This window comes from Spirulina sp. CCNP1310 (assembly GCF_034932185.1).
Lineage (GTDB): Bacteria > Cyanobacteriota > Cyanobacteriia > Cyanobacteriales > Spirulinaceae > Spirulina.
On sequence record NZ_JAYGHW010000091.1, the window covers coordinates 151,879 to 169,629 of the forward strand.

The 17,751-nt window shown below is 52.7% G+C and carries 13 protein-coding genes, 1 tRNA gene and 2 pseudogenes; 6 read left to right on the plus strand and 10 right to left on the minus strand.

The genetic code is table 11. The annotated features are described in order from the left end of the window. Window positions 1-396 precede the first annotated feature (396 nt). On the minus strand, window positions 397-2,691 hold the full coding sequence (locus tag VB712_RS16390; RefSeq protein ID WP_323256655.1) for a TOMM precursor leader peptide-binding protein: 2,295 nt from the start codon (window positions 2,689-2,691) through the stop codon (window positions 397-399). A gap of 61 nt (window positions 2,692-2,752) precedes the next feature. Here VB712_RS16390 and VB712_RS16395 point away from each other — a divergent pair, with 61 nt between their 5' ends. Continuing rightward, the gene (locus VB712_RS16395) at window positions 2,753-3,385 is read left to right on the plus strand and encodes a Uma2 family endonuclease (RefSeq protein WP_323256657.1); all 633 of its coding nucleotides are present in this window, start codon (window positions 2,753-2,755) and stop codon (window positions 3,383-3,385) included. Window positions 3,386-3,514: 129 nt separating this feature from the next. On the opposite strand, the gene VB712_RS16400 is transcribed toward VB712_RS16395, so the two are convergent. The 5 genes from VB712_RS16400 to VB712_RS16420 form a co-directional block, all read right to left on the minus strand. Beyond that, a complete protein-coding gene (locus tag VB712_RS16400; RefSeq protein WP_323256659.1) occupies window positions 3,515-3,733 on the minus strand; it encodes a cyanobactin biosynthesis PatC/TenC/TruC family protein in 219 nt (72 codons plus the stop codon). Window positions 3,734-3,784: 51 nt separating this feature from the next. Then, window positions 3,785-4,000, minus strand: a complete 216-nt coding sequence (locus VB712_RS16405) for a cyanobactin biosynthesis system PatB/AcyB/McaB family protein (protein ID WP_006616603.1) — start codon at window positions 3,998-4,000, stop codon at window positions 3,785-3,787. A gap of 91 nt (window positions 4,001-4,091) precedes the next feature. Next, the gene (locus VB712_RS16410; protein ID WP_323256663.1) at window positions 4,092-6,026 is read right to left on the minus strand and encodes a PatA/PatG family cyanobactin maturation protease; all 1,935 of its coding nucleotides are present in this window, start codon (window positions 6,024-6,026) and stop codon (window positions 4,092-4,094) included. A gap of 753 nt (window positions 6,027-6,779) precedes the next feature. Beyond that, window positions 6,780-7,232 carry a tellurite resistance TerB family protein gene (locus VB712_RS16415; RefSeq protein WP_323256665.1) on the minus strand — a complete coding sequence of 151 codons (453 nt, stop codon included), beginning with the start codon at window positions 7,230-7,232 and terminating at the stop codon, window positions 6,780-6,782. Between the two features lie 144 nt (window positions 7,233-7,376). After that, window positions 7,377-8,615, minus strand: coding sequence for an LL-diaminopimelate aminotransferase (locus VB712_RS16420; protein ID WP_323256667.1), 1,239 nt, complete (start codon window positions 8,613-8,615; stop codon window positions 7,377-7,379). 67 nt (window positions 8,616-8,682) lie between these two features. Here VB712_RS16420 and VB712_RS16425 point away from each other — a divergent pair, with 67 nt between their 5' ends. Beyond that, a complete protein-coding gene (locus VB712_RS16425; protein ID WP_323256669.1) occupies window positions 8,683-9,138 on the plus strand; it encodes a DUF2214 family protein in 456 nt (151 codons plus the stop codon). A 168-nt stretch (window positions 9,139-9,306) separates the two neighbouring features. On the opposite strand, the gene VB712_RS16430 is transcribed toward VB712_RS16425, so the two are convergent. Both VB712_RS16430 and gltX read right to left on the minus strand, forming a co-directional pair. Continuing rightward, on the minus strand, window positions 9,307-10,134 hold the full coding sequence (locus tag VB712_RS16430; protein WP_323256671.1) for a Uma2 family endonuclease: 828 nt from the start codon (window positions 10,132-10,134) through the stop codon (window positions 9,307-9,309). 157 nt (window positions 10,135-10,291) lie between these two features. Then, window positions 10,292-11,749, minus strand: a complete 1,458-nt coding sequence (gltX, locus tag VB712_RS16435) for a glutamate--tRNA ligase (RefSeq protein WP_323256673.1) — start codon at window positions 11,747-11,749, stop codon at window positions 10,292-10,294. 115 nt (window positions 11,750-11,864) lie between these two features. Here gltX and VB712_RS16440 point away from each other — a divergent pair. Continuing rightward, a tRNA-Leu gene (locus VB712_RS16440) sits at window positions 11,865-11,945 on the plus strand. 135 nt (window positions 11,946-12,080) lie between these two features. Then, complete coding sequence (gene mnmG, locus VB712_RS16445; RefSeq protein WP_323256675.1) at window positions 12,081-13,988, plus strand: tRNA uridine-5-carboxymethylaminomethyl(34) synthesis enzyme MnmG; 1,908 nt, start codon at window positions 12,081-12,083, stop codon at window positions 13,986-13,988. A gap of 172 nt (window positions 13,989-14,160) precedes the next feature. On the opposite strand, the pseudogene VB712_RS16450 reads toward mnmG, so the two are convergent. Continuing rightward, a pseudogene (locus tag VB712_RS16450) lies at window positions 14,161-14,325 on the minus strand (ISKra4 family transposase); the annotation flags it as partial. Window positions 14,326-14,456: 131 nt separating this feature from the next. On the opposite strand from VB712_RS16450, the pseudogene VB712_RS20560 reads away from it, so the two are divergent. Next, window positions 14,457-15,316 (plus strand): annotated as a pseudogene (locus tag VB712_RS20560) (RNA-guided endonuclease InsQ/TnpB family protein). Between the two features lie 686 nt (window positions 15,317-16,002). Here the strand turns inward: VB712_RS20560 and rpsD are convergent. Further along, window positions 16,003-16,611 (minus strand): 30S ribosomal protein S4, encoded by a 609-nt coding sequence (gene rpsD / locus VB712_RS16470; RefSeq protein ID WP_323256679.1) that lies wholly within the window; start codon window positions 16,609-16,611, stop codon window positions 16,003-16,005. A 293-nt stretch (window positions 16,612-16,904) separates the two neighbouring features. Between rpsD and VB712_RS16475 the strand changes: the two genes are divergently transcribed. Beyond that, window positions 16,905-17,751: transposase (locus VB712_RS16475; RefSeq protein WP_323256681.1), on the plus strand; the 847-nt coding region annotated here is incomplete at its 3' end.

Sequence of the window (17,751 nt, forward strand, 5' to 3'; positions counted from 1 at the left end):
AAAACTTTCTGTCTTGACTTTTAACTTCCCGAAGCCTCCCAATTTCCGAGAAACTGCAACGATTTTCCAGTCCTCAAAATTCGGCAATTGAGGGAACAAGAAAACTCTATAAAACCCACTAAAGGGATGAGATATTGCCCTTGCTGAAAATATTAAACACATCCCTCGTTTTTGTCAACAGTTTTCTTCAATTTATTTACCTTTTAGAAATCGATATTTCAACTGAGTTAGGCGACCAAAAAATAGGCGCAATCTTCCGGCGCAAAATCACTTTTCCAGTCGCCACAGAACCCTCAGCAGTCAGCTTTCAGCCCCGACTGAAACATCATTAAAAACGAGAATATTAAAAATAATTCACGTCCGAACCTCCATCAGAATTAATCCAGTGATCACCCCTTAAAATGGCATCGCCATCGGGTTCATTTCAGTTTCCAAAGTCGGAGTTTCCCGCCAACCCAACTGAACCGGCACATCATAAAGCCGCCCCGGCCCAAACCGTGACCAAAAATGACGCAGCCCCGGCACAATCACCTTGACCACATTCAAACCAATATCCGGACGAGTTTGGTCTAGTACCAACGTTTCTAACCCCGCCGCCCGCACAATCTCCACACAGGTCATCACATCCTCGCGGATATCATTCCCCCAGCGTTTCGGATAGTCCTGCATCGTTTTCAGCGGTTGAGCAGCATCAGGAGCCAAATAGGGCTGATTCTCTAACGTCGCTTCCAAAAGCCAACGTTTGGCATCGCCCTCCAGTTGGTCATCCGGTACTTTGTCCAGTTCCAAGCCCAACTGATTCACCTCTGTCAGGGCGCGGAGAATGGCAATGGTCGGGTCGAGGTGCGCCCCGAAACCGAGAATCAACCGTTCCGAATTGCCCACCTTGCGCCGCGACACCCCCGCAAAAGCAGGAATCCCCAAATCTGCCGTCAAATCCAACGCCCACAAATCCCGGTCATTCTCCCCATAAAACTGTTGCAACTCCAAAAAGTAAGGCTCATCAAAACTGCTCAAATCCACCGCCGGACGACGCAAGCGGTTATACCACCACAGCGCCACACTGTCCCGTTCCACCAATTCCAAAAACCCTTGTAAAATCGCCTCCTCTAGGGTGTTCCCCGCCGCGTTGCCATTGGAGTCAGCCTTGCAAAAGCGTTGACCTTTCGGCATCGGATAGTTGTAGTAACAAAAAGCCGTGGGTAAATATTTGTGACATTGCTCCGTTAGCGACCAAACCGGAGTCCAGTCGATGCTTTGGTCAGGGTCGAAGCGTTGGGAAATCCAGTCATGGGCCGCTTGGCGATTCTCGTTAATCGCGTCGCGGTTGGCATATTGCGCGTCGCTGATGCAAAGACACACTTCCGGATTGATGGCAACCTCCCCCAACTCCGAGAAAGTCGCCTGCTTGCGCGGTTCATCGCCCTGGTAAATCCCCGAATAACGCTCCACCGCCTCACAGAAACCACTAGCGCGGGATTGACTATCGGTTTTGCCCTTGCCCGAACTCTTATGTTTCAGTGTGCTCCGGAGTCCCCGCAGGGAAGTCGCCCCCCCAAAGGCGTGACCCGCCCGATAGGTATGCACCAAAGGGTTCGCCGGGTCGGTGACGCGCACCAATTCCGTCACCACCCCCGTAATCGGACTGATTAAATGCTCATGTTGCTGTACCGTTTGGGCCGGAGTGAGGGCGCGGTGGCCGCCATCGCGGGTGAAATGTTTCTGGCGAGATTCCAGCACCACAGGCTCAAACCCCCGACGCTGGAGGATTTCCGGGTCGCCACAGGTGGGGCATTGGGGGCGACGGATGAGGCTGTGGGTTTTGAACTCCAGGGTGCGCTGGTTGAACGTGATTAATTTGCCCTCTAGGGTGGGGGAAGGCGTGGGGGACTGGGCGATAACGAGGGATTTGGCGATTTCCGTCGCCGCAAACTGAAGGGCCGTCTGCAACGTCGAAGGCAAGGCGGCGCGGGCTGTGGGGAGGTAACTATTGACGGAGTGAGGGATGTTGCCGTTGGTTTGGGCAGCGGCGTATTTTTCGCGCTGCACCGAGGCTTCTACTTCCCGGTTGCCCTCCAATCGCTGGGCGAGGCAGTGCCAGCAGCCGGTTTCTCCTGGTTTGAAGACTGGGCCGAGCCAGAGGACACTCCCTAGGGGTTTGACTAAAATCCAAGGTTGGCCAGTTTCGACCTGATGACGGTTGATTGTGGCCAAGTCGGGGTTAAGGTAGTCGTCCGTGAGAACGATCGCCAGAGCGGCCTCGGCTTCTGCGGGTTGGAGAGGAATACCTAAATCGCGCAGAGCCGTACCCAGGATGTCAACCATACTTTCAGGGATGCGATCGCCCACAGTTTGGAGGGTGACGGGTTGTTTGAGGGCTTGGGCAGCGACAGCAGGAGCAACACCCAGTTCACTCCAAAAAGCAGCAACTTCAGGAGCCAGTTCTGGTGCAGACTCAATCAGGTAGCCTTTTTCGCTCAGGCGATTGAGAACGAAATCAATATGGTCAAGGGGGACTTCACCCTTGAGCTTGTCGGCAATTTGTTCGCGAGAGTGGTTTCCATCCAGAAAGGGAAGAATTTGGCAGTAGAGTCCCCCGGTGAGGGCGTGGTTTTCTTGTTCCCCTAAGAGATAGACCTGTTTCGGGGGGATGATTTCGATGTGGTAGTGGGGTTTGATTTGGAAGGGCATAGGGCAGAGGAAGATAAGGGTTAGTACAATGCTGATCAGGAAAAAATCCAGAGGTGAAGAAATGTTGACCGTCGTTTCGCCCCAAAAACTTTACCTTTCCGCCGGAACAGTGATGCGATCGCCTGCCACCTGGCAGGAATATCAAGCATTGTGCGAACAGCGGGGAGATGGTTCCATTCCTCGGCTTAAATATCGTTCTGGAGAAGTATTGTTGATGTCGCCTTTACCCAAACATGGTCGAGATGTGAGTTTGATTGCGGACATCATCAAAGTTCTCCTTGATTCACTGGGGCGAGAATACGATGCTTTTACACCCGTGACGATGCAACTGCCAGAAGAAAGCGGGATTGAGCCAGATTATTGTTTTTACATTGACCATTGGCAAGCGGTTTCCGGTAAAGAACGAATTGACTGGTGCAATGACCCCCCGCCAGATTTGGTGTTAGAAATTGACATCACCAGTTACTCAGACGTGCAGGATTATCTGCCCTATCAAGTGCCAGAAGTGTGGCTATTTCGGAACCAGCAACTGATGATTTACCAACTTCAGGGCAATGAATATGGCATCACATCCCAAAGCCAATATTTCCCGGCGGTCAACCCAGCCGCTCTCGTTGCTCAATGTTTAGAAATTGCCTATCAGCGAAATACCAGTGCAGCCATTCGTGATCTCAAGCAGCAACTCGGAGCGTAGGGGAGCGGATCAGAGAGTAACGAGGCGATGGGGTGAAAGTAACCCCAAGCGTCAGTCTCTCTGCTCCCCCCTCTCACCTCACAATGCCGGATCGGGTCAAGCCCCAAGGTATCAATCCGCAGCCAAGACTCAGGCCCAAATCCGCCCTCGGCGAAAGGTTTTACTGTTAGGTTTGGCGGTTTGGGCGTGTTCGCGGGCATAGGCCCACCAGTAGGAATAATCCTGAAGCCCCGTCATCGTTGTAGGAATGTAGGATTTTTGCGCTGGCGCGGGTGGGATTGCCGGGTTAGCTGCCGGAGCAGTTTCCGGTAGAGCATCTGGATTTTTTGGGGTGTTTTTTTTCGCCATCATCGTCTCCGTATTTCAATAAGAACAGTAAAAATTGGCAATGTTCTGGGGTTAGAAAAAACGACCCATTGAAGCAAAGCCAGAGTGCATCACTTGGTTGTAGCTGCGCGGGACAAATACCGCCGGGTCGTTATAGTTCGCCCCGTGAAGCAGATCCATCCGAATATGCACCAAATCCTCGATCTCCCCATCCTCCAAATCCACCGCTAAGGCGGGTTGGGTGAAATGAGGTCGCTTAACCGGGGCGGATTGTTTAGGAAATGTCATTGTTTTGTAATGGGTAGATAAGAACTGGGAACGGAAAAAAGAGGAGAGGCGGCTAGAAAGTTGACTTTTCCTCCGCCTCAAACCTTGAAGATTAATACGGCGAAGACCAACTCTTCACTTCGCCCAACGTCACCGGAATCAAATCGCTGACATCGATAGTGAAGCGGAAGATTTTCTTGGCCCGACGGCTGTTTTCCGGGTCGAAGAACTTCAGCTTCACATCCCAACAATCGCTATCCATCCGACAGAAGGGGCTTTTCTCCACGGTGATGCTGTCCAGTTCCATCCCTTGGGCGACGGCTTGGCTAAACGTCGAGGCCGCTTGGAACGCATTGGTGACAGAGAAGTTGAGAGCGCGGTCTTGGGAAGTTGTCCCCAGGTTCCGTAAATCGTAGTAAACCCGGTTCAGGAAACTGCCCAGGGTGCGGCTCATCGCATCGCGATCGGCTTCACCTTCGGCCGCCTGTACCGTCTCAAAGGCGGCATTGACAAGGCTGTTCACTTTCCAGCCGTAGAGTCCCCGCGTGCTTTGGGGTTCGATGATCGGCACCACCTGCCCAGAGAACAGCTTCACCGTGCGCCCGGTCAAGACACCCGGAATACTAACCCGCTCAATGTAGTCGTCATCGTTTTCCGGCTGAATTTGGCCGGCGAGGAGTTCTTGCAATGCCAGATAGGCTTCACGGGCGAAGGGGCCTTTGGGTTCGATCGCATAAACCGGGGTCAACTCAATATTGAGCGTCCAAATCAAAGACCGAGCCTCAGAAATATCGCTAGCCAGGTAATCCACCATCTGACGGGCATCGTAGGGGTTGGCCGGCACCATCACGCCCCCGCCGAGTTCAAAGGGCGGCATCAGTTGTTTGAACGTGTCGCGGCGGGCTTCGGAACCGAAGTCATAGCCCAATGTCCCCAAGGCATAAACCAGTTGGCTGGATGCCAGTTCGCTGGGGGCTTGGCTGGGAGTGACGGCGTTGCTAGAGGTCATAGGAGTGGATTGAGTAGGGGTGAATGATTGGACAGTGTTGCTGGGAGTGGCCGCAGCTTGTGGCTCCTCCTGAGCCGGGGTCGCATCGGGGACAGACAAACCCCCGCCGCAGCCGCAACCGCCCGATGGTTCTACACCTGCGGGGGTGACGGCTTCTTGTGCTTCAGACATATTTCCTCCATTGAGTAAGGTTAAAGCTCCAGCGATATTGAGTCGGCCTGCCAGACATCGCTGGGCATCGGCAGGCAGGGCCGCGTCACAGGGCAGGGCGCTCTGCAACAGGATTTGGCGCACCCGTGCGGGGTCGGGGGTTTCGCCCTGCGATCGTTGCAAACTCAACAACAGGGCAGCGACACCGGCAACGATGGGGGCCGCGAAGCTCGTGCCGTTGAGCCGTTCGGTGCCGCCGCCGGGTTTGGCCCCCAAGATTTGCTCGCCCGGAGCGAGGATGCCCTGGGTTTGGTACTGAGACCCCCAATTACTGAAGTCCAAGGGTTGCCCGCGAGCATCCATTGCACCAACAGCTAGGACGGCGGGGAGGGCGGCGGGGACGTGCAGACACTCGCACCCGTCGTTACCCGCCGCTGCTATGAGCAGAATGTTCCGCTCTTCGCAGAGGCGGACGGCGTTTTCCAGCCAGCCCTCGGCTTCCCCAAAGTCGCTCAACTGACCGCCACTGAGGTTGATGATCTGCGCTCCGGCGTTGGCCGCCTGCTCAATGCCTCTGGCGAGGTCAAGCTGGGTGGCACTACAGCGATCGTCCGCAAAGACCGGGACAATCAAGCCACGACATTGGGGGGCAATGCCAGGAATGTCGCTGCCCGGTTGCCCAAAAATGATGCTGGTGACGTGGGTGCCATGGCCGGACATACTGCCGTCCTTGTGGGCGATGTCAGGGACGAGGGTGGGCAGGGTGGTGAGGTTAGCACCTTGAAAACAGGGGTGGGTGCGGTCAACGGGGCCATCCAGGACGGCGACGGTGATTTCTGGGGAGCCTTTGGTGCGGTTTTGTAATTCCGAGAGTCCTAGTATTTCCATTCTATAAATTTTCGATATTTTAAGTCTTGATCTTGAATCCATTGATCAGAAAGGATTGAAATAGCAGTTTTTACTCGATGAAGCACATTCTGAAACGCCCCACTCTCTTTGGGAGAGGAGTTTGGCGTGAGGACTGTACATCATGATTGCGCAAAATGCCATAGCAATTTCTGGAGCTATGGAATAGAGGAATCTCCCCCGCCCCCCTGAAAAGAAGAGCGGTAGAGTTTCCGTAATTCACGAAAACGCTATCTTACGAAAACGCTATATTTAGATAGCTCAAAACCGGATCGACAAAAACTGATGGATAACTATACGAACACTGGAAACGTTGGTGGGAACTGTACATATTTTAAGTTCAAAATGTCAAGTTTTTTTTCGTGAATCCATAAAACAATCATATAAATCCATAAAACAATCATATAAATCCATAAAACAATCATATAAATTCATAAAACAATCATATAAATTCATAAAACAATCATATAAATTCATATAAATTCATATAAATTCAAGATATAGCCTTTGCAGGTCTTCACAGGCTAGGGTTATAAAAAAAGCTAATGTCACGAGTTTTCAAGGCTTTCAGCAGGCAGGCAACCCAAAATGAAATCTGCTGAGTCAGACCATGGAAGGTTGGAGGTGATGTCGGGGCGAAAAATTTTTCGCCCCTGGGCTGATTCGCGTTCGCGCAGCGTCTCCGCAGGAGAATCGCGTACCTATCCACTCAACCGGATTATCGATCAGCCGGGGTTAGCCGCGATTTTTAATCAGCATGACCTGAATGATCTGGTTGATCAGACTTTGCTCTAGGTCGAAGGAGCGGGCCAGACTGCTGAGGAGATCTTCTTCCTCTTGACTGACCTCCCCATCTGCTAGCACGAGATCCGTAGCGATCGCAAAGGCCGTTTCATACAAATCATGGGGCAATGTGGCGATCGCCGCCTCAAACAACGCCCCCGACCCCTCCCGGCGCAAAATCCCACCGAGATTATCAAACATCCGGTGCATCACATCTTCGGAATAACTCCGAAACAAGCGCATCCGCAACAGCGTGATATTGAGCAGTCGAACCTCATCATCGGCCAAATAGCCATCAGCGGCAACCACCAACAGCATGATGGCCGCGAATCCTTCCGCCGGGCCAAGACTCAATTCACTTTTTTGCAAACGATCATTTTTGCGAAACGCATCAAATAGGCCCATGGATTTGCTCTCCAAAGCATGAATTGCATCCATCATGGCCGACAGCAATCCAGAATGGGTAAAATATTAAATTCTGTGAACCCTAACAATCCGGTTGTCGCGTTGATCAACGTAGGGGCGAAAAATTTTTCGCCCGAACGCAGCTTAAACGGTGGCAAACTTGGCCGTAATTCGGGCCATGGCTTCTTCCACATTGGCACGACTATTGAAAGCCGAAATGCGGAAATAACCCTCACCGGCCGCCCCAAAACCCGATCCCGGTGTACCCACAACATTCACCTTTTCTAACAATTGATCGAAAAAGTTCCAACTGGATAAACCGGCGGGAGTTTTCACCCAAACATAGGGCGCATTTATGCCCCCATAAACCGCAAAACCAGCGGCGGTTAATTGGTTGCGGATGATTTGGGCATTTTCAAGATAGAAATTCACCAAGGTTTTAATCTGACTTTGACCCGCTTCAGAATAAACCGCTTCTGCCCCCCGTTGAACAATGTAAGAAACGCCGTTAAATTTGGTGGATTGGCGACGATTCCACAGACTATGGAGGGCTACTTCTGCCCCTTCGCTCGTTTGTACTTTGAGGGATTTGGGTACAACGGTAAGGGCGCAACGGGTTCCGGTGAAACCGGCATTTTTAGAAAAAGAACGGAACTCGATCGCACAAGTGCGAGCGCCCTCGATTTCATAAATAGAATGGGGGATCTCCGGGTCGGTGATGAAGGCTTCATAGGCCGCATCGAAGAAGATGATTGAGCCGTGGGCGTTGGCGTAGTCTACCCAAGCCTTGAGATGGGCTTTTGTGGCCGTTGCCCCTGTGGGATTGTTGGGAAAGCAGAGATAGATCAGATCCACTTTCGTTGTCGGTATGGATGCAGTGAAATCATTTTCGGCATTGATGGGCAGATAGACCAAGCCACCGTATTCCCCCTGATCATTGGCGGGGCCGGTGTGGCCCGCCATGACGTTGGTATCCACATAGACGGGATAAACGGGATCGGTAACGGCGATCGCATTCCCCGTGCCAAAAATATCGAGAATATTCCCCGTGTCACATTTAGAACCATCGGAGATAAAAATTTCCGAGGCATCAACATCACAGCCCCGGGCTTGGAAATCCTGGGCCGCGATTTTTTCCCGCAACCATAGATAGCCCTGTTCGGGGCCATAGCCTTTAAACGTGGTGCGATCGCCCATTTCCGCCACCGCCGCCGTCATCGCCTCCCGACAAGCAGCGGGGAGAGGTTCAGTAACATCGCCAATCCCCAACTTGATGATCGGCGCATCGGGGTGGGCAGTGGCAAAGGCATTGACCCGCCGGGCAATTTCCGGGAACAGATAGCCCGCTTTCAGTTTGAGATAGTTTTCGTTAATTTTGACCATCGGTAGTGGGTGCGTTGCGTGCGAAAATCCAGTGATACCTACTCTATCCCGTTTTTTGATCCCAACCATGCCCTTAAATAGTGCGATCGTTGCTTATCTCCATTACCTCAGCTTTGGCCTGATCTTTGCCGCCCTAGCCCTAGAACACCAAACCTTCAAAGCCGAACTGACGATCAAGGAGGCCTGGCGCATCCTGATCAGCGATACGATCTACGGGATCGCGGCAATTATGGTGCTGGTGACGGGGGGATTGCGGCTGATGTATTTCGGCCAGGGGCCGCAGTTTTACAGTCAAAATCCCGTCTTTTGGGCGAAAATCGCCGTGTTTGTTGTGATTGGGACGCTTTCCCTTTACCCGACGATTTCCTTCCTGCGCTGGATTAAGGGGTTACGGGAAGAAACCGCCCCCACCATTGGCGAAACCCAAGCAAAGGCGATCAAGATCATTATTCGCACCGAATTGGCGGGTTTTGCCTTGATTCCCTTGCTGGCCAGTTTAATGGCGCGGGGCATAGGGCTTTAAATCCCCTCGTAACTCCGCAATTTCCCGCTTTTTCCCTCTTCCCTCGTGACTAGGCTCTGCCTAGTCACGCTCCCCCGGAGGCTCTGCCTCCCTTGTTAAAGGCGGCAGAGCCGCCGATTGCCCGTGTCACGGCGGAGCCATGGCACGAGGTGTACTCGGTGTGGGAGATCAACTGCGATCCATCTCATCGGGATCAATGCCCTGAGCCGCGAGCTTGGCCATCAAGGCCGCGAGTTTGGCTTCAGCGGAGTTGGCCCGTTGGGCTTCCTGTTCTGCCCGTTGGGCTTCTTGTTTGGCCCTTTGGGCCTCCTGTTCGGCTCGTTGGGCTTCTTGGGCGGATTGTTCACTGCCGGTGAGGAGGACATGACCCTGGCGATCGCACCACCGTAGCCAGCGATCGTATTGTTTCCCCTCAAAGGCACCAGACCAGAGGGTCAAGCCTAAACCCACCCCAGGGAGCCAAGGATCTTCCAGGAGATCATAGCTGCCTTCCCGCAGTCCATAGACGTGCAACACCCGCTCTGATAGGTATTCCAGGGGATCAAACACCACATAATAGGGGATGCCAATGCGGGCATAGCGGGTTAATTTGCCCCCTAATTCGCCCCCTTGACGATTAGAAACAATTTCGATCGCCACATCGGGGGGTTTGCCAAATTCCCAAATAAAGTAGGAACGATGGCGTTTTTGGCTCCAATCGGCGGCGATTTCTACGCCTAAACTGAGCATCACATCGGGGACGAGGGGAGGGCCATGGAGGGCAGAGAATAATCCGACATCGGCCATGGCAATGAAGGGCTGCTCGGTGAGGAAGGCATGATAGAGGCAATGCACCAGTAGCCGTTGTAATTTCTCTTGGATCAGGTTGTCCACAGGGGTTTCGTCCTCGGTGACAAGGTGAGAGATATCTAATTCCGTGGGGATTTGGCTGTGGGCGGTTTCCTCATTGTCTCGGCCGGTGATCAGTTTGGGGGAGTACGGGATTGGGGTTTGCATGGGTACACCGCTCTCAACAATTCCATTGTACTCAAATGAGTATCTCGTTACTAGGCTCTGCCTAGTAACGCTCCCCCGGAGGCTCTGCCTCCCTTATCAAAGGCGGCAGAGCCGCCGGTTGCCCGTGCCACGGCGGAGCCATGGCACGAGTACAGGCCTAGAACGTCGCTAATAACGCCAGGGTTTGCTCCAAGCGGTTTACGGCTTGCCCTTTGCGATGGAGGAGGAGCCAGGCTTGCATTAGGTCGGGGCCTTGGAGTTCCCCCGTCAGGGCGGCCCGCATCGTTTTCATGACTAGGCCTTTTTTGACTGCGGCGGTTTTGGTGATTTGATCGACGATCGCCTTCACCCCTTCGAGATCCGCCACTTCGTTTTCCTTCAGGGCAGCGATCGCCCCTTCCACAATCCCCTTCACCTCTGCCTGTTGCAGATGGGCCGTCGCTTTTTCGTCGAAGGTGAGCGCAGAGCCGAACAATAAGCGGGCTTCCCCCACCCCATCGGGGAGACGGGTGAGACTGGGGGCAACGAGGGTGGTGAGTTCTTCCAACCAGGGGCGATCGCCCACGGGATCAAAGTCATAGCCCGCATTTTGCCAATGGGGAATGAGCAGATCCGTTAAAGCTGCCACGGGCATTTGATGGAGATATTGGCTATTGAGCCAATCCAACTTATGCCAATCGAACTTAGCCCCCGCCTTATTGACCCGCTCTAACTCAAACTGCGCCGCCGCTTCCTCTAGGGTAAAAATTTCCTGAGTGGCATCGGGGGGAGTCCAACCGAGGAGGCACATATAATTGGCGATCGCCTCCGCCGTGAACCCCATTTGGCGAAAATCATCAATGGAGGTTACGCCATCCCGCTTGGAGAGTTTCCGCCCTTCGGTGTTGAGAATCAGGGGCGTATGGGCAAAGTGAGGCACAGTTCCCCCCAAGGCCTCATACAAAAGGATTTGCTTGGCGGTGTTGGCAATGTGATCCTCCCCCCGAATCACATGGGTAATTTCCATATCCAGATCATCCACCACCACCGCGAGATTATAAAGGGGTTGGCCAAAGGCTTCATCCCCCTCCGGTGTACGGGCGATCACCATATCCCCCCCCAAATCCCGGCCCTGCCAAGTCATCGCCCCCCGGATCTGATCGTTCCAGGTAATCGTGCGATCGTCGTCGATTTTGAAGCGGATCACGGGCTTGCGGCCTTGGGCGATCAATTTTTCCTCAGCTTCCGGGGTGAGGTTGCGGTGGCGGTTATCGTAGCGGGGGGCTTGGTTGCTGGCCTTTTGGGCGGTGCGCATCACCTCCAACTCGTCAGCAGTACAATAGCAACGATAGGCCAACCCCCGGTCTAAGAGGGTTTGCACCGCATCCCGGTAGCGGTCGAGGCGATCGGACTGTTGGATCGGCCCCTCATCCCATTGCAGGCCCAACCATTGCAGGCCGCTGAGGATATTTTCCGTATATTCGGGGCGCGATCGCTCCTGATCCGTATCTTCAATGCGGAGGATAAACGTCCCCCCATGGCGGCGGGCATAGAGCCAGTTAAAGACAGCGGTGCGGGCGGTGCCAATGTGGAGATTCCCCGTCGGACTGGGGGCAATGCGTACTCGTACAGTCACAGATTTTTTCCTCATCCATCCAGATTTCTTTGTTAACCCTAGCAAAAAAGGGCTTGGCAATCTTGAATTGGTTGTGTTATCCTAGTTTCTCGTTGACGCACAGCGTTAACGCCCTGCGGATGTGGTGGAATTGGTAGACACGCACGCTTGAGGGGCGTGTGGCTTGCCCGTGCGAGTTCGAGTCTCGCCATCCGCATCAAAACCCCAAGATTCTTGAGAATCCTGGGGTTTTTGTTTGGGCTTGTAGGGTGGGCATCGCCCACCACGTTGGGAATGCCCACCCTACAGGGGGATTGTGTCAAAATGAATTGTTGTGTGCCGATGAAGGGCGATGATTGCTGCTGCTGGGATTGAATTTCAAGACGAATTTGAAGTGATTGTCATTGGCGCGGGCCATGCAGGCTGTGAGGCGGCCTTAGCCACCGCTCGCCTCGGTTGTGCGACGCTGATGCTGACGCTCAACCTGGATAAAATCGCCTGGCAACCCTGTAACCCCGCTGTCGGTGGCCCCGCAAAATCCCAACTCACCCATGAGATTGATGCCTTGGGGGGGGAAATTGGTAAAATGAGCGATCGCACCTATCTCCAAAAGCGTGTCCTCAATGCCTCCCGTGGCCCGGCGGTGTGGGCGTTGCGGGCGCAAACCGATAAGCGGGAATATGCCCAGGTGATGCGGCGCATTGTCGAAAATCAGCCCAATTTAGCGATCCGCGAAGGCATGGCCACGGATCTCATTCTTGGCCCCAACAGTGAGGTTTTAGGGGTGAAAACCTATTTCGGGACTTGTTTCGCCGCCAAAGCCGTGATCCTCACCACCGGCACATTTTTAGGGGGGCGGATTTGGATTGGTAATCAATCGATGGCGGCAGGCCGGGCGGGGGAATTTGCCGCCGTGGGCTTGACGGAAACGCTGAATCAATTGGGCTTTGAAACCGATCGCCTCAAAACCGGCACACCGGCCCGGGTCGATCGCCGTAGCGTTGATTTTTCCAAAATGGAACCCCAGCCGCCGGATCGTGAAATCCGTTGGTTTAGTTTTGACCCTGAAGTGTGGATCGAGCGGGAGCAGATGGATTGTCATTTAACGCGCACGACGGCGAAAACCCATCAATTGATCCGGGATAATCTCCATTTAACGCCGGTTTATGGGGGGTTTATTGATGCAAAAGGGCCGCGTTATTGCCCCAGTATTGAGGATAAAATTGTCCGGTTTGCGGATAAAGAATCCCATCAGATTTTCATTGAACCGGAGGGGCGGGATATTCCAGAATTGTATATTCAAGGCTTTTCAACCGGCCTACCAGAAACGTTGCAATTGCAACTGTTACGGACGTTGCCGGGGTTGGAGGAATGCACGATGCTGCGGCCAGCCTATGCGGTGGAATACGATTATTTACCCGCCACGCAATGTTATCCAACATTAATGACGAAAAAAATTGAGGGGCTGTTTACCGCTGGCCAAATTAACGGCACGACGGGTTATGAAGAGGCGGCGGCTCAAGGGTTTGTGGCGGGGGTGAATGCGGCGCGATTTAGTCGGGGTGAGGAAATGATTGTGTTTCCCCGTGAGCAGAGTTATATCGGCACGTTGATTGATGATCTCTGTACAAAGGATCTGCGGGAACCCTATCGGATGTTGACTTCGCGGTCTGAATATCGGCTGTTGTTGCGTTCGGATAATGCGGATCAGCGGTTGACTCCCTTGGGGCGGGAAATTGGTTTGATAGGCGATCGCCGTTGGCAACTTTTTCAAACAAAGCAGGCGAAAATTGCCGCTGAACAGGAGCGGTTAGGGACACAACGGGTGAAGGAGCATGATCCCATCGGGGTGCAAATTGTCGCAGCAACGCAGCAGAAAATTAAGGGTTCGATTACGTTGGCGGATCTGTTGCGGCGGCCGGGTTTGCATTATGCCGATTTAGACCGTTATGGTTTGGGAAATCCTGATTTAAATCGGGAGGAACGAGAGGGGGCGGAAATTGAAATTAAATACGCGGGTTATATCCAGCGGCAACAGACGCAAATTGATCAAGTAGCCCGCAGTGCAAACCGTAAGCTCCCCCCGGATTTGGATTATGGGGCGATTGAAACGCTCTCGAAGGAGTCGCGGGAGAAGTTAACGAAGTTGCGCCCGTTGACCATTGGCCAAGCTTCACGGATGGGGGGGGTGAATCCGGCGGATATTAATGCGTTATTGGTGCATTTGGAGGTGCGATCGCGCCTCACGCCAACGGTTTAAGGGTTTAAATCTGCCAAAACCAAGGGCGCAAGGGATGGGCGCAAGGGATGGGCGCAAGCATTGCGCCCCTACCCCCCGTTCCCCCTCCGTAACTCAGCAATTGCGGCCAAGTCCAGCCCTGTGAGTTGGATCAGAATTTCATCAGATAAACCTTGGGTAATCCCCTGCATTACGACCCGTCCACCTTGTAGAGATTTTCCACCAGATGGTACCAGTCGAGTACCTCCCTGCGCTGATACTCCGGCGCAAGGTGAGCCATGATGTTCCACACCCCATCATGACCATCTCCCACACAAGTCACCACTGATGCTAGGGGTTGCTGTTGCACCCACTCTATGGGAGACTCGCGTGAGAACCCCGGTCATTTATGCCGGGGATGAAACGCAGCCGCAGCTTTTAAGCTGCCCGTCACCTCTTTTGATTAGTTCTACAAAATTGAGATATAAGTTGTAGAAGGAGGTGAAACCATTGTTAACCCTAACTTACGAGTACAAAGCAGCGCCCACTAATGAGCAGATTCAGCTAATCGAACACACTTTAACTGTGTGTCGGAAAGTGTGGAATTTTGCCTTGTGTGAGCGTAAAGACTGGCTGAATTCTCGCAGGTGCCAGGTTAACGCTTGTTCAATCATCGTGCCTGCTCCAGTCGCGAGTGGGCATCCACGCGGGATTGATTTAGGGCTTGATAAATTCGCTGCAACGTCTGATGGTGAGTTGATTGAACGTCCTCGGTTCTTAGACACACTGCACCGTAAGCTGAAATTGCTACAGCGCAGGTTGAAAAATAAGCAAAAAGGATCCAACAATCGACACAAGTTAAATCGAAAAATTGCACGATTGCATCAACGCATTGCAGATACTCGCAAGGATTGGCATTTCAAGCTGGCTCACCAGCTTTGTGACGAGGCATGATTTTTGTGGAAGACATCGACTTCCGTACTTGGGCAAAAGGAATGCTGGGAAAGCATACGCTTGATGCTGGATTCGGGCAATTTGTCTTAATCCTGCAATGGGTTTGCTGGAAGCGGGGTATTTACCTTGCCAAAGTAGACAAAGATTACACGTCGCAAGTGTGTCCGCAATGCGACACGCATACTGGAAAGAAAGATTTGAGTGATAGGCTTCATGCTTGTCACAACTGCGGCTACAGGACTCATCGAGATGTTGCAGCCGCACAAGTGATCCGCAATCGCGGCATCAATGCGCTGGGACGCAGCGTAGAAGAAAATGCCTGTGGAGACGGTCTGACGGGGACGGGAAACCGTCTAGTTAAGGGTCAAAGAAGCAGGAAGAAAGGTGGAGAGGTACGGCTTCAGTCTACCTCGTAACATCTTTTGAGAATCCCCGTCGATTTATCGCGGGGAGTACGTCAACAAGGCTTTATTTTCTTGGAAATACGCATTGCACAATGAGTCATGGAGGCTTACTGCCTTATAGTCTCGCCACTCACAGGCTCCTCTGGGGTTCTCAACCTCACTTTTCCCCCATCTACACTTAATTCATCTACCTGCTGCTCGCTTTCAGGTGAGGGTATCTCGCTGCGTTCCACCAATCGGTGCAAGTTGCTGTGTCCCACTGCCATTCCCGTCATCAGCTTAATATCCTCTGCTGCTTCCTCGTAGGAGGATTTCGCACAAGCAGCCAAGCTGCACTTCTCCATCACTGAACTCAGTTGTTTCTTGGGCTTGAGTCCTAGCTTTCGGGCTTCTGTTCTTTGCAGTGGGATGCTCCCCGATTAAGGAGATCATCGTCTCAGCGGTATCTCCCTAGAACTGGGTCAGCAAAATCTCATCAACACCTGAAAAAAATCAACCCACCCCTAGATCCCCCTTAAAGGCTTTCCTCCATCAACCCCATTTTTACGAAAATCATAACTTACAAAAATCCCTAAACGAAAACCGCCGTGAGGATGATCGGCGGTTTTCTGAACCTGACTTATGCCATGGGAACGTGATCCATTCAATCACTAAAATATGGGATACGTCAGCCGCGATCGCCTCCCATCGAAAATTCCCTAAACCTTACGAGAATAGTACTCAACCACCAGCAGTTCATTGATTTGCAGGGCCACCCATTCCCGCTCAATCAGGCCAGTCACCTTGCCTTCCATCGTTTCCTTATTGAACTCCAAATGGCTCGGCACATTCGCCAAACCGGGGTATTCCATATTCGCCTGCACGAGGGCTTTCGATTGAGCGCGATCGCGCACCTTGATCACATCCCCCGCCCGGCATTGATAACTGGCAATATCCACCACACGACCATTCACCATCACATGGCCATGGTTCACCAACTGCCGCGCACCGGGAATCGTCCCCGCCATACCCAGCCGAAACACCGTATTATCCAACCGCATTTCCAACAATTGCAGCAGCCGCTCCCCAGTAGAACCCGTCGCACGACGAGCCTTCTTCATATAGTTCACCATTTGCTTCTCAGTGACACCATAGTTGAAGCGCAGCTTTTGCTTCTCTTCCAACCGGATGGCATATTCAGAACGCTTGCGGCGGGCTTGACCGTGCTGCCCCGGCGGATAATCCCGGCGCGAACTCTTGCGGGTTAAACCGGGCAATTCACCCAGGCGGCGCGTAACGCGCAAACGAGGCCCTCTGTATCGAGACATGAAATTTTAACTCTCCTTAACGTGATTCAATGGCGTTCCCATTATCGGGGTGAGGGGGCTTGATCATCCAAAGCTGACCCTAACCCACAGACTTTTCATTATAAACAAGCCAGCGGTTATCGGGCAAGATAACCGCTGGCAATTTAGGGACTATGGCGCAAAGCCGGGCAGATTACGAAAATAGTGCGGGAGTCTTAGAGCAACGTCGCTGTCTTCGCGGGGATGAAAGACGACAGGGCGACTTTAGTCGCCGTCCTTGCAGGGCGGCTTATATTGTGTGCTAGGATATAGCCATGATTGTACTAGAGTTTAAAGCCTACGGAAAGCCCCAGCAATTCAGCGCCATAGACGAGGCGGTGAGAACGGTTCAGTTCATCCGAAACAAAGCCATCCGTTATTGGATGGACAACCGGGGAACTGGACAGAACGATCTGCAAAAGCTATGCGCTCAACTGGCTCAGGAATTCCCTTTTGCCGCTGAACTCAACAGCATGGCTCGGCAGGCATCCGCAGAACGAGCCTGGAGTACAATCTCGCGATTCTACGAAAACTGCAAGAAGGGTATCCCCGGAAAAAAGGGATTCCCCTCCTTCAAGAAAAATAACCGCTCAGTAGAGTACAAAACCTCTGGGTGGAAGTTAGACGAGAATCGCAAGGTCATCACCTTCACCGACAAGAAGGGCATTGGTAGACTAAAGCTCAAAGGCACTCGTGATCTGCATTTCTATCCCATAGAGCAGATTAAGCGAATTCGCCTCGTCAAAAGAGCCGATGGCTACTATGTCCAGTTCTGTATTCGTGCAGAACGGACTGAATTCGTTGAACCCTCTGGTCGAGCCATCGGCTTGGACGTTGGACTTAAAGAGTTCTACACCGATAGCAACGGTGAAACAGTGGGAAACCCCCGACATCTCAGGAAAAGTGAGTCACGACTCAAGCAGTCGCAGCGCAATGTTTCCAGGAGGAAGAAAGGGGGTCAGAATCGAGCAAAGGCAAGGGTGGTTCTAGGTAAACGCCATCTCAAAATAAGTAGGCAGCGTCAAGATTTTGCCGTGAAGTTGGCAAGATGCGTAATCCAGTCTAACGACTTGGTGGCTTACGAAGATTTGAGAATCAGGAATATGGTGCGTAATCACAGCC

What these genes read in the sequence shown, in the direction of transcription:
- VB712_RS16390 (WP_323256655.1), bottom strand. Translation starts at nt 2,691, where the DNA reads ATGCCCTTCCAAATCAAACCCCACTACCACATCGAAATCATCCCCCCG.
- VB712_RS16395 (WP_323256657.1), top strand. Translation starts at nt 2,753, where the DNA reads ATGTTGACCGTCGTTTCGCCCCAAAAACTTTACCTTTCCGCCGGAACA.
- VB712_RS16400 (WP_323256659.1), bottom strand. Translation starts at nt 3,733, where the DNA reads ATGGCGAAAAAAAACACCCCAAAAAATCCAGATGCTCTACCGGAAACT.
- VB712_RS16405 (WP_006616603.1), bottom strand. Translation starts at nt 4,000, where the DNA reads ATGACATTTCCTAAACAATCCGCCCCGGTTAAGCGACCTCATTTCACC.
- VB712_RS16410 (WP_323256663.1), bottom strand. Translation starts at nt 6,026, where the DNA reads ATGGAAATACTAGGACTCTCGGAATTACAAAACCGCACCAAAGGCTCC.
- VB712_RS16415 (WP_323256665.1), bottom strand. Translation starts at nt 7,232, where the DNA reads ATGGGCCTATTTGATGCGTTTCGCAAAAATGATCGTTTGCAAAAAAGT.
- VB712_RS16420 (WP_323256667.1), bottom strand. Translation starts at nt 8,615, where the DNA reads ATGGTCAAAATTAACGAAAACTATCTCAAACTGAAAGCGGGCTATCTG.
- VB712_RS16425 (WP_323256669.1), top strand. Translation starts at nt 8,683, where the DNA reads ATGCCCTTAAATAGTGCGATCGTTGCTTATCTCCATTACCTCAGCTTT.
- VB712_RS16430 (WP_323256671.1), bottom strand. Translation starts at nt 10,134, where the DNA reads ATGCAAACCCCAATCCCGTACTCCCCCAAACTGATCACCGGCCGAGAC.
- mnmG (WP_323256675.1), top strand. Translation starts at nt 12,081, where the DNA reads ATGATTGCTGCTGCTGGGATTGAATTTCAAGACGAATTTGAAGTGATT.
- rpsD (WP_323256679.1), bottom strand. Translation starts at nt 16,611, where the DNA reads ATGTCTCGATACAGAGGGCCTCGTTTGCGCGTTACGCGCCGCCTGGGT.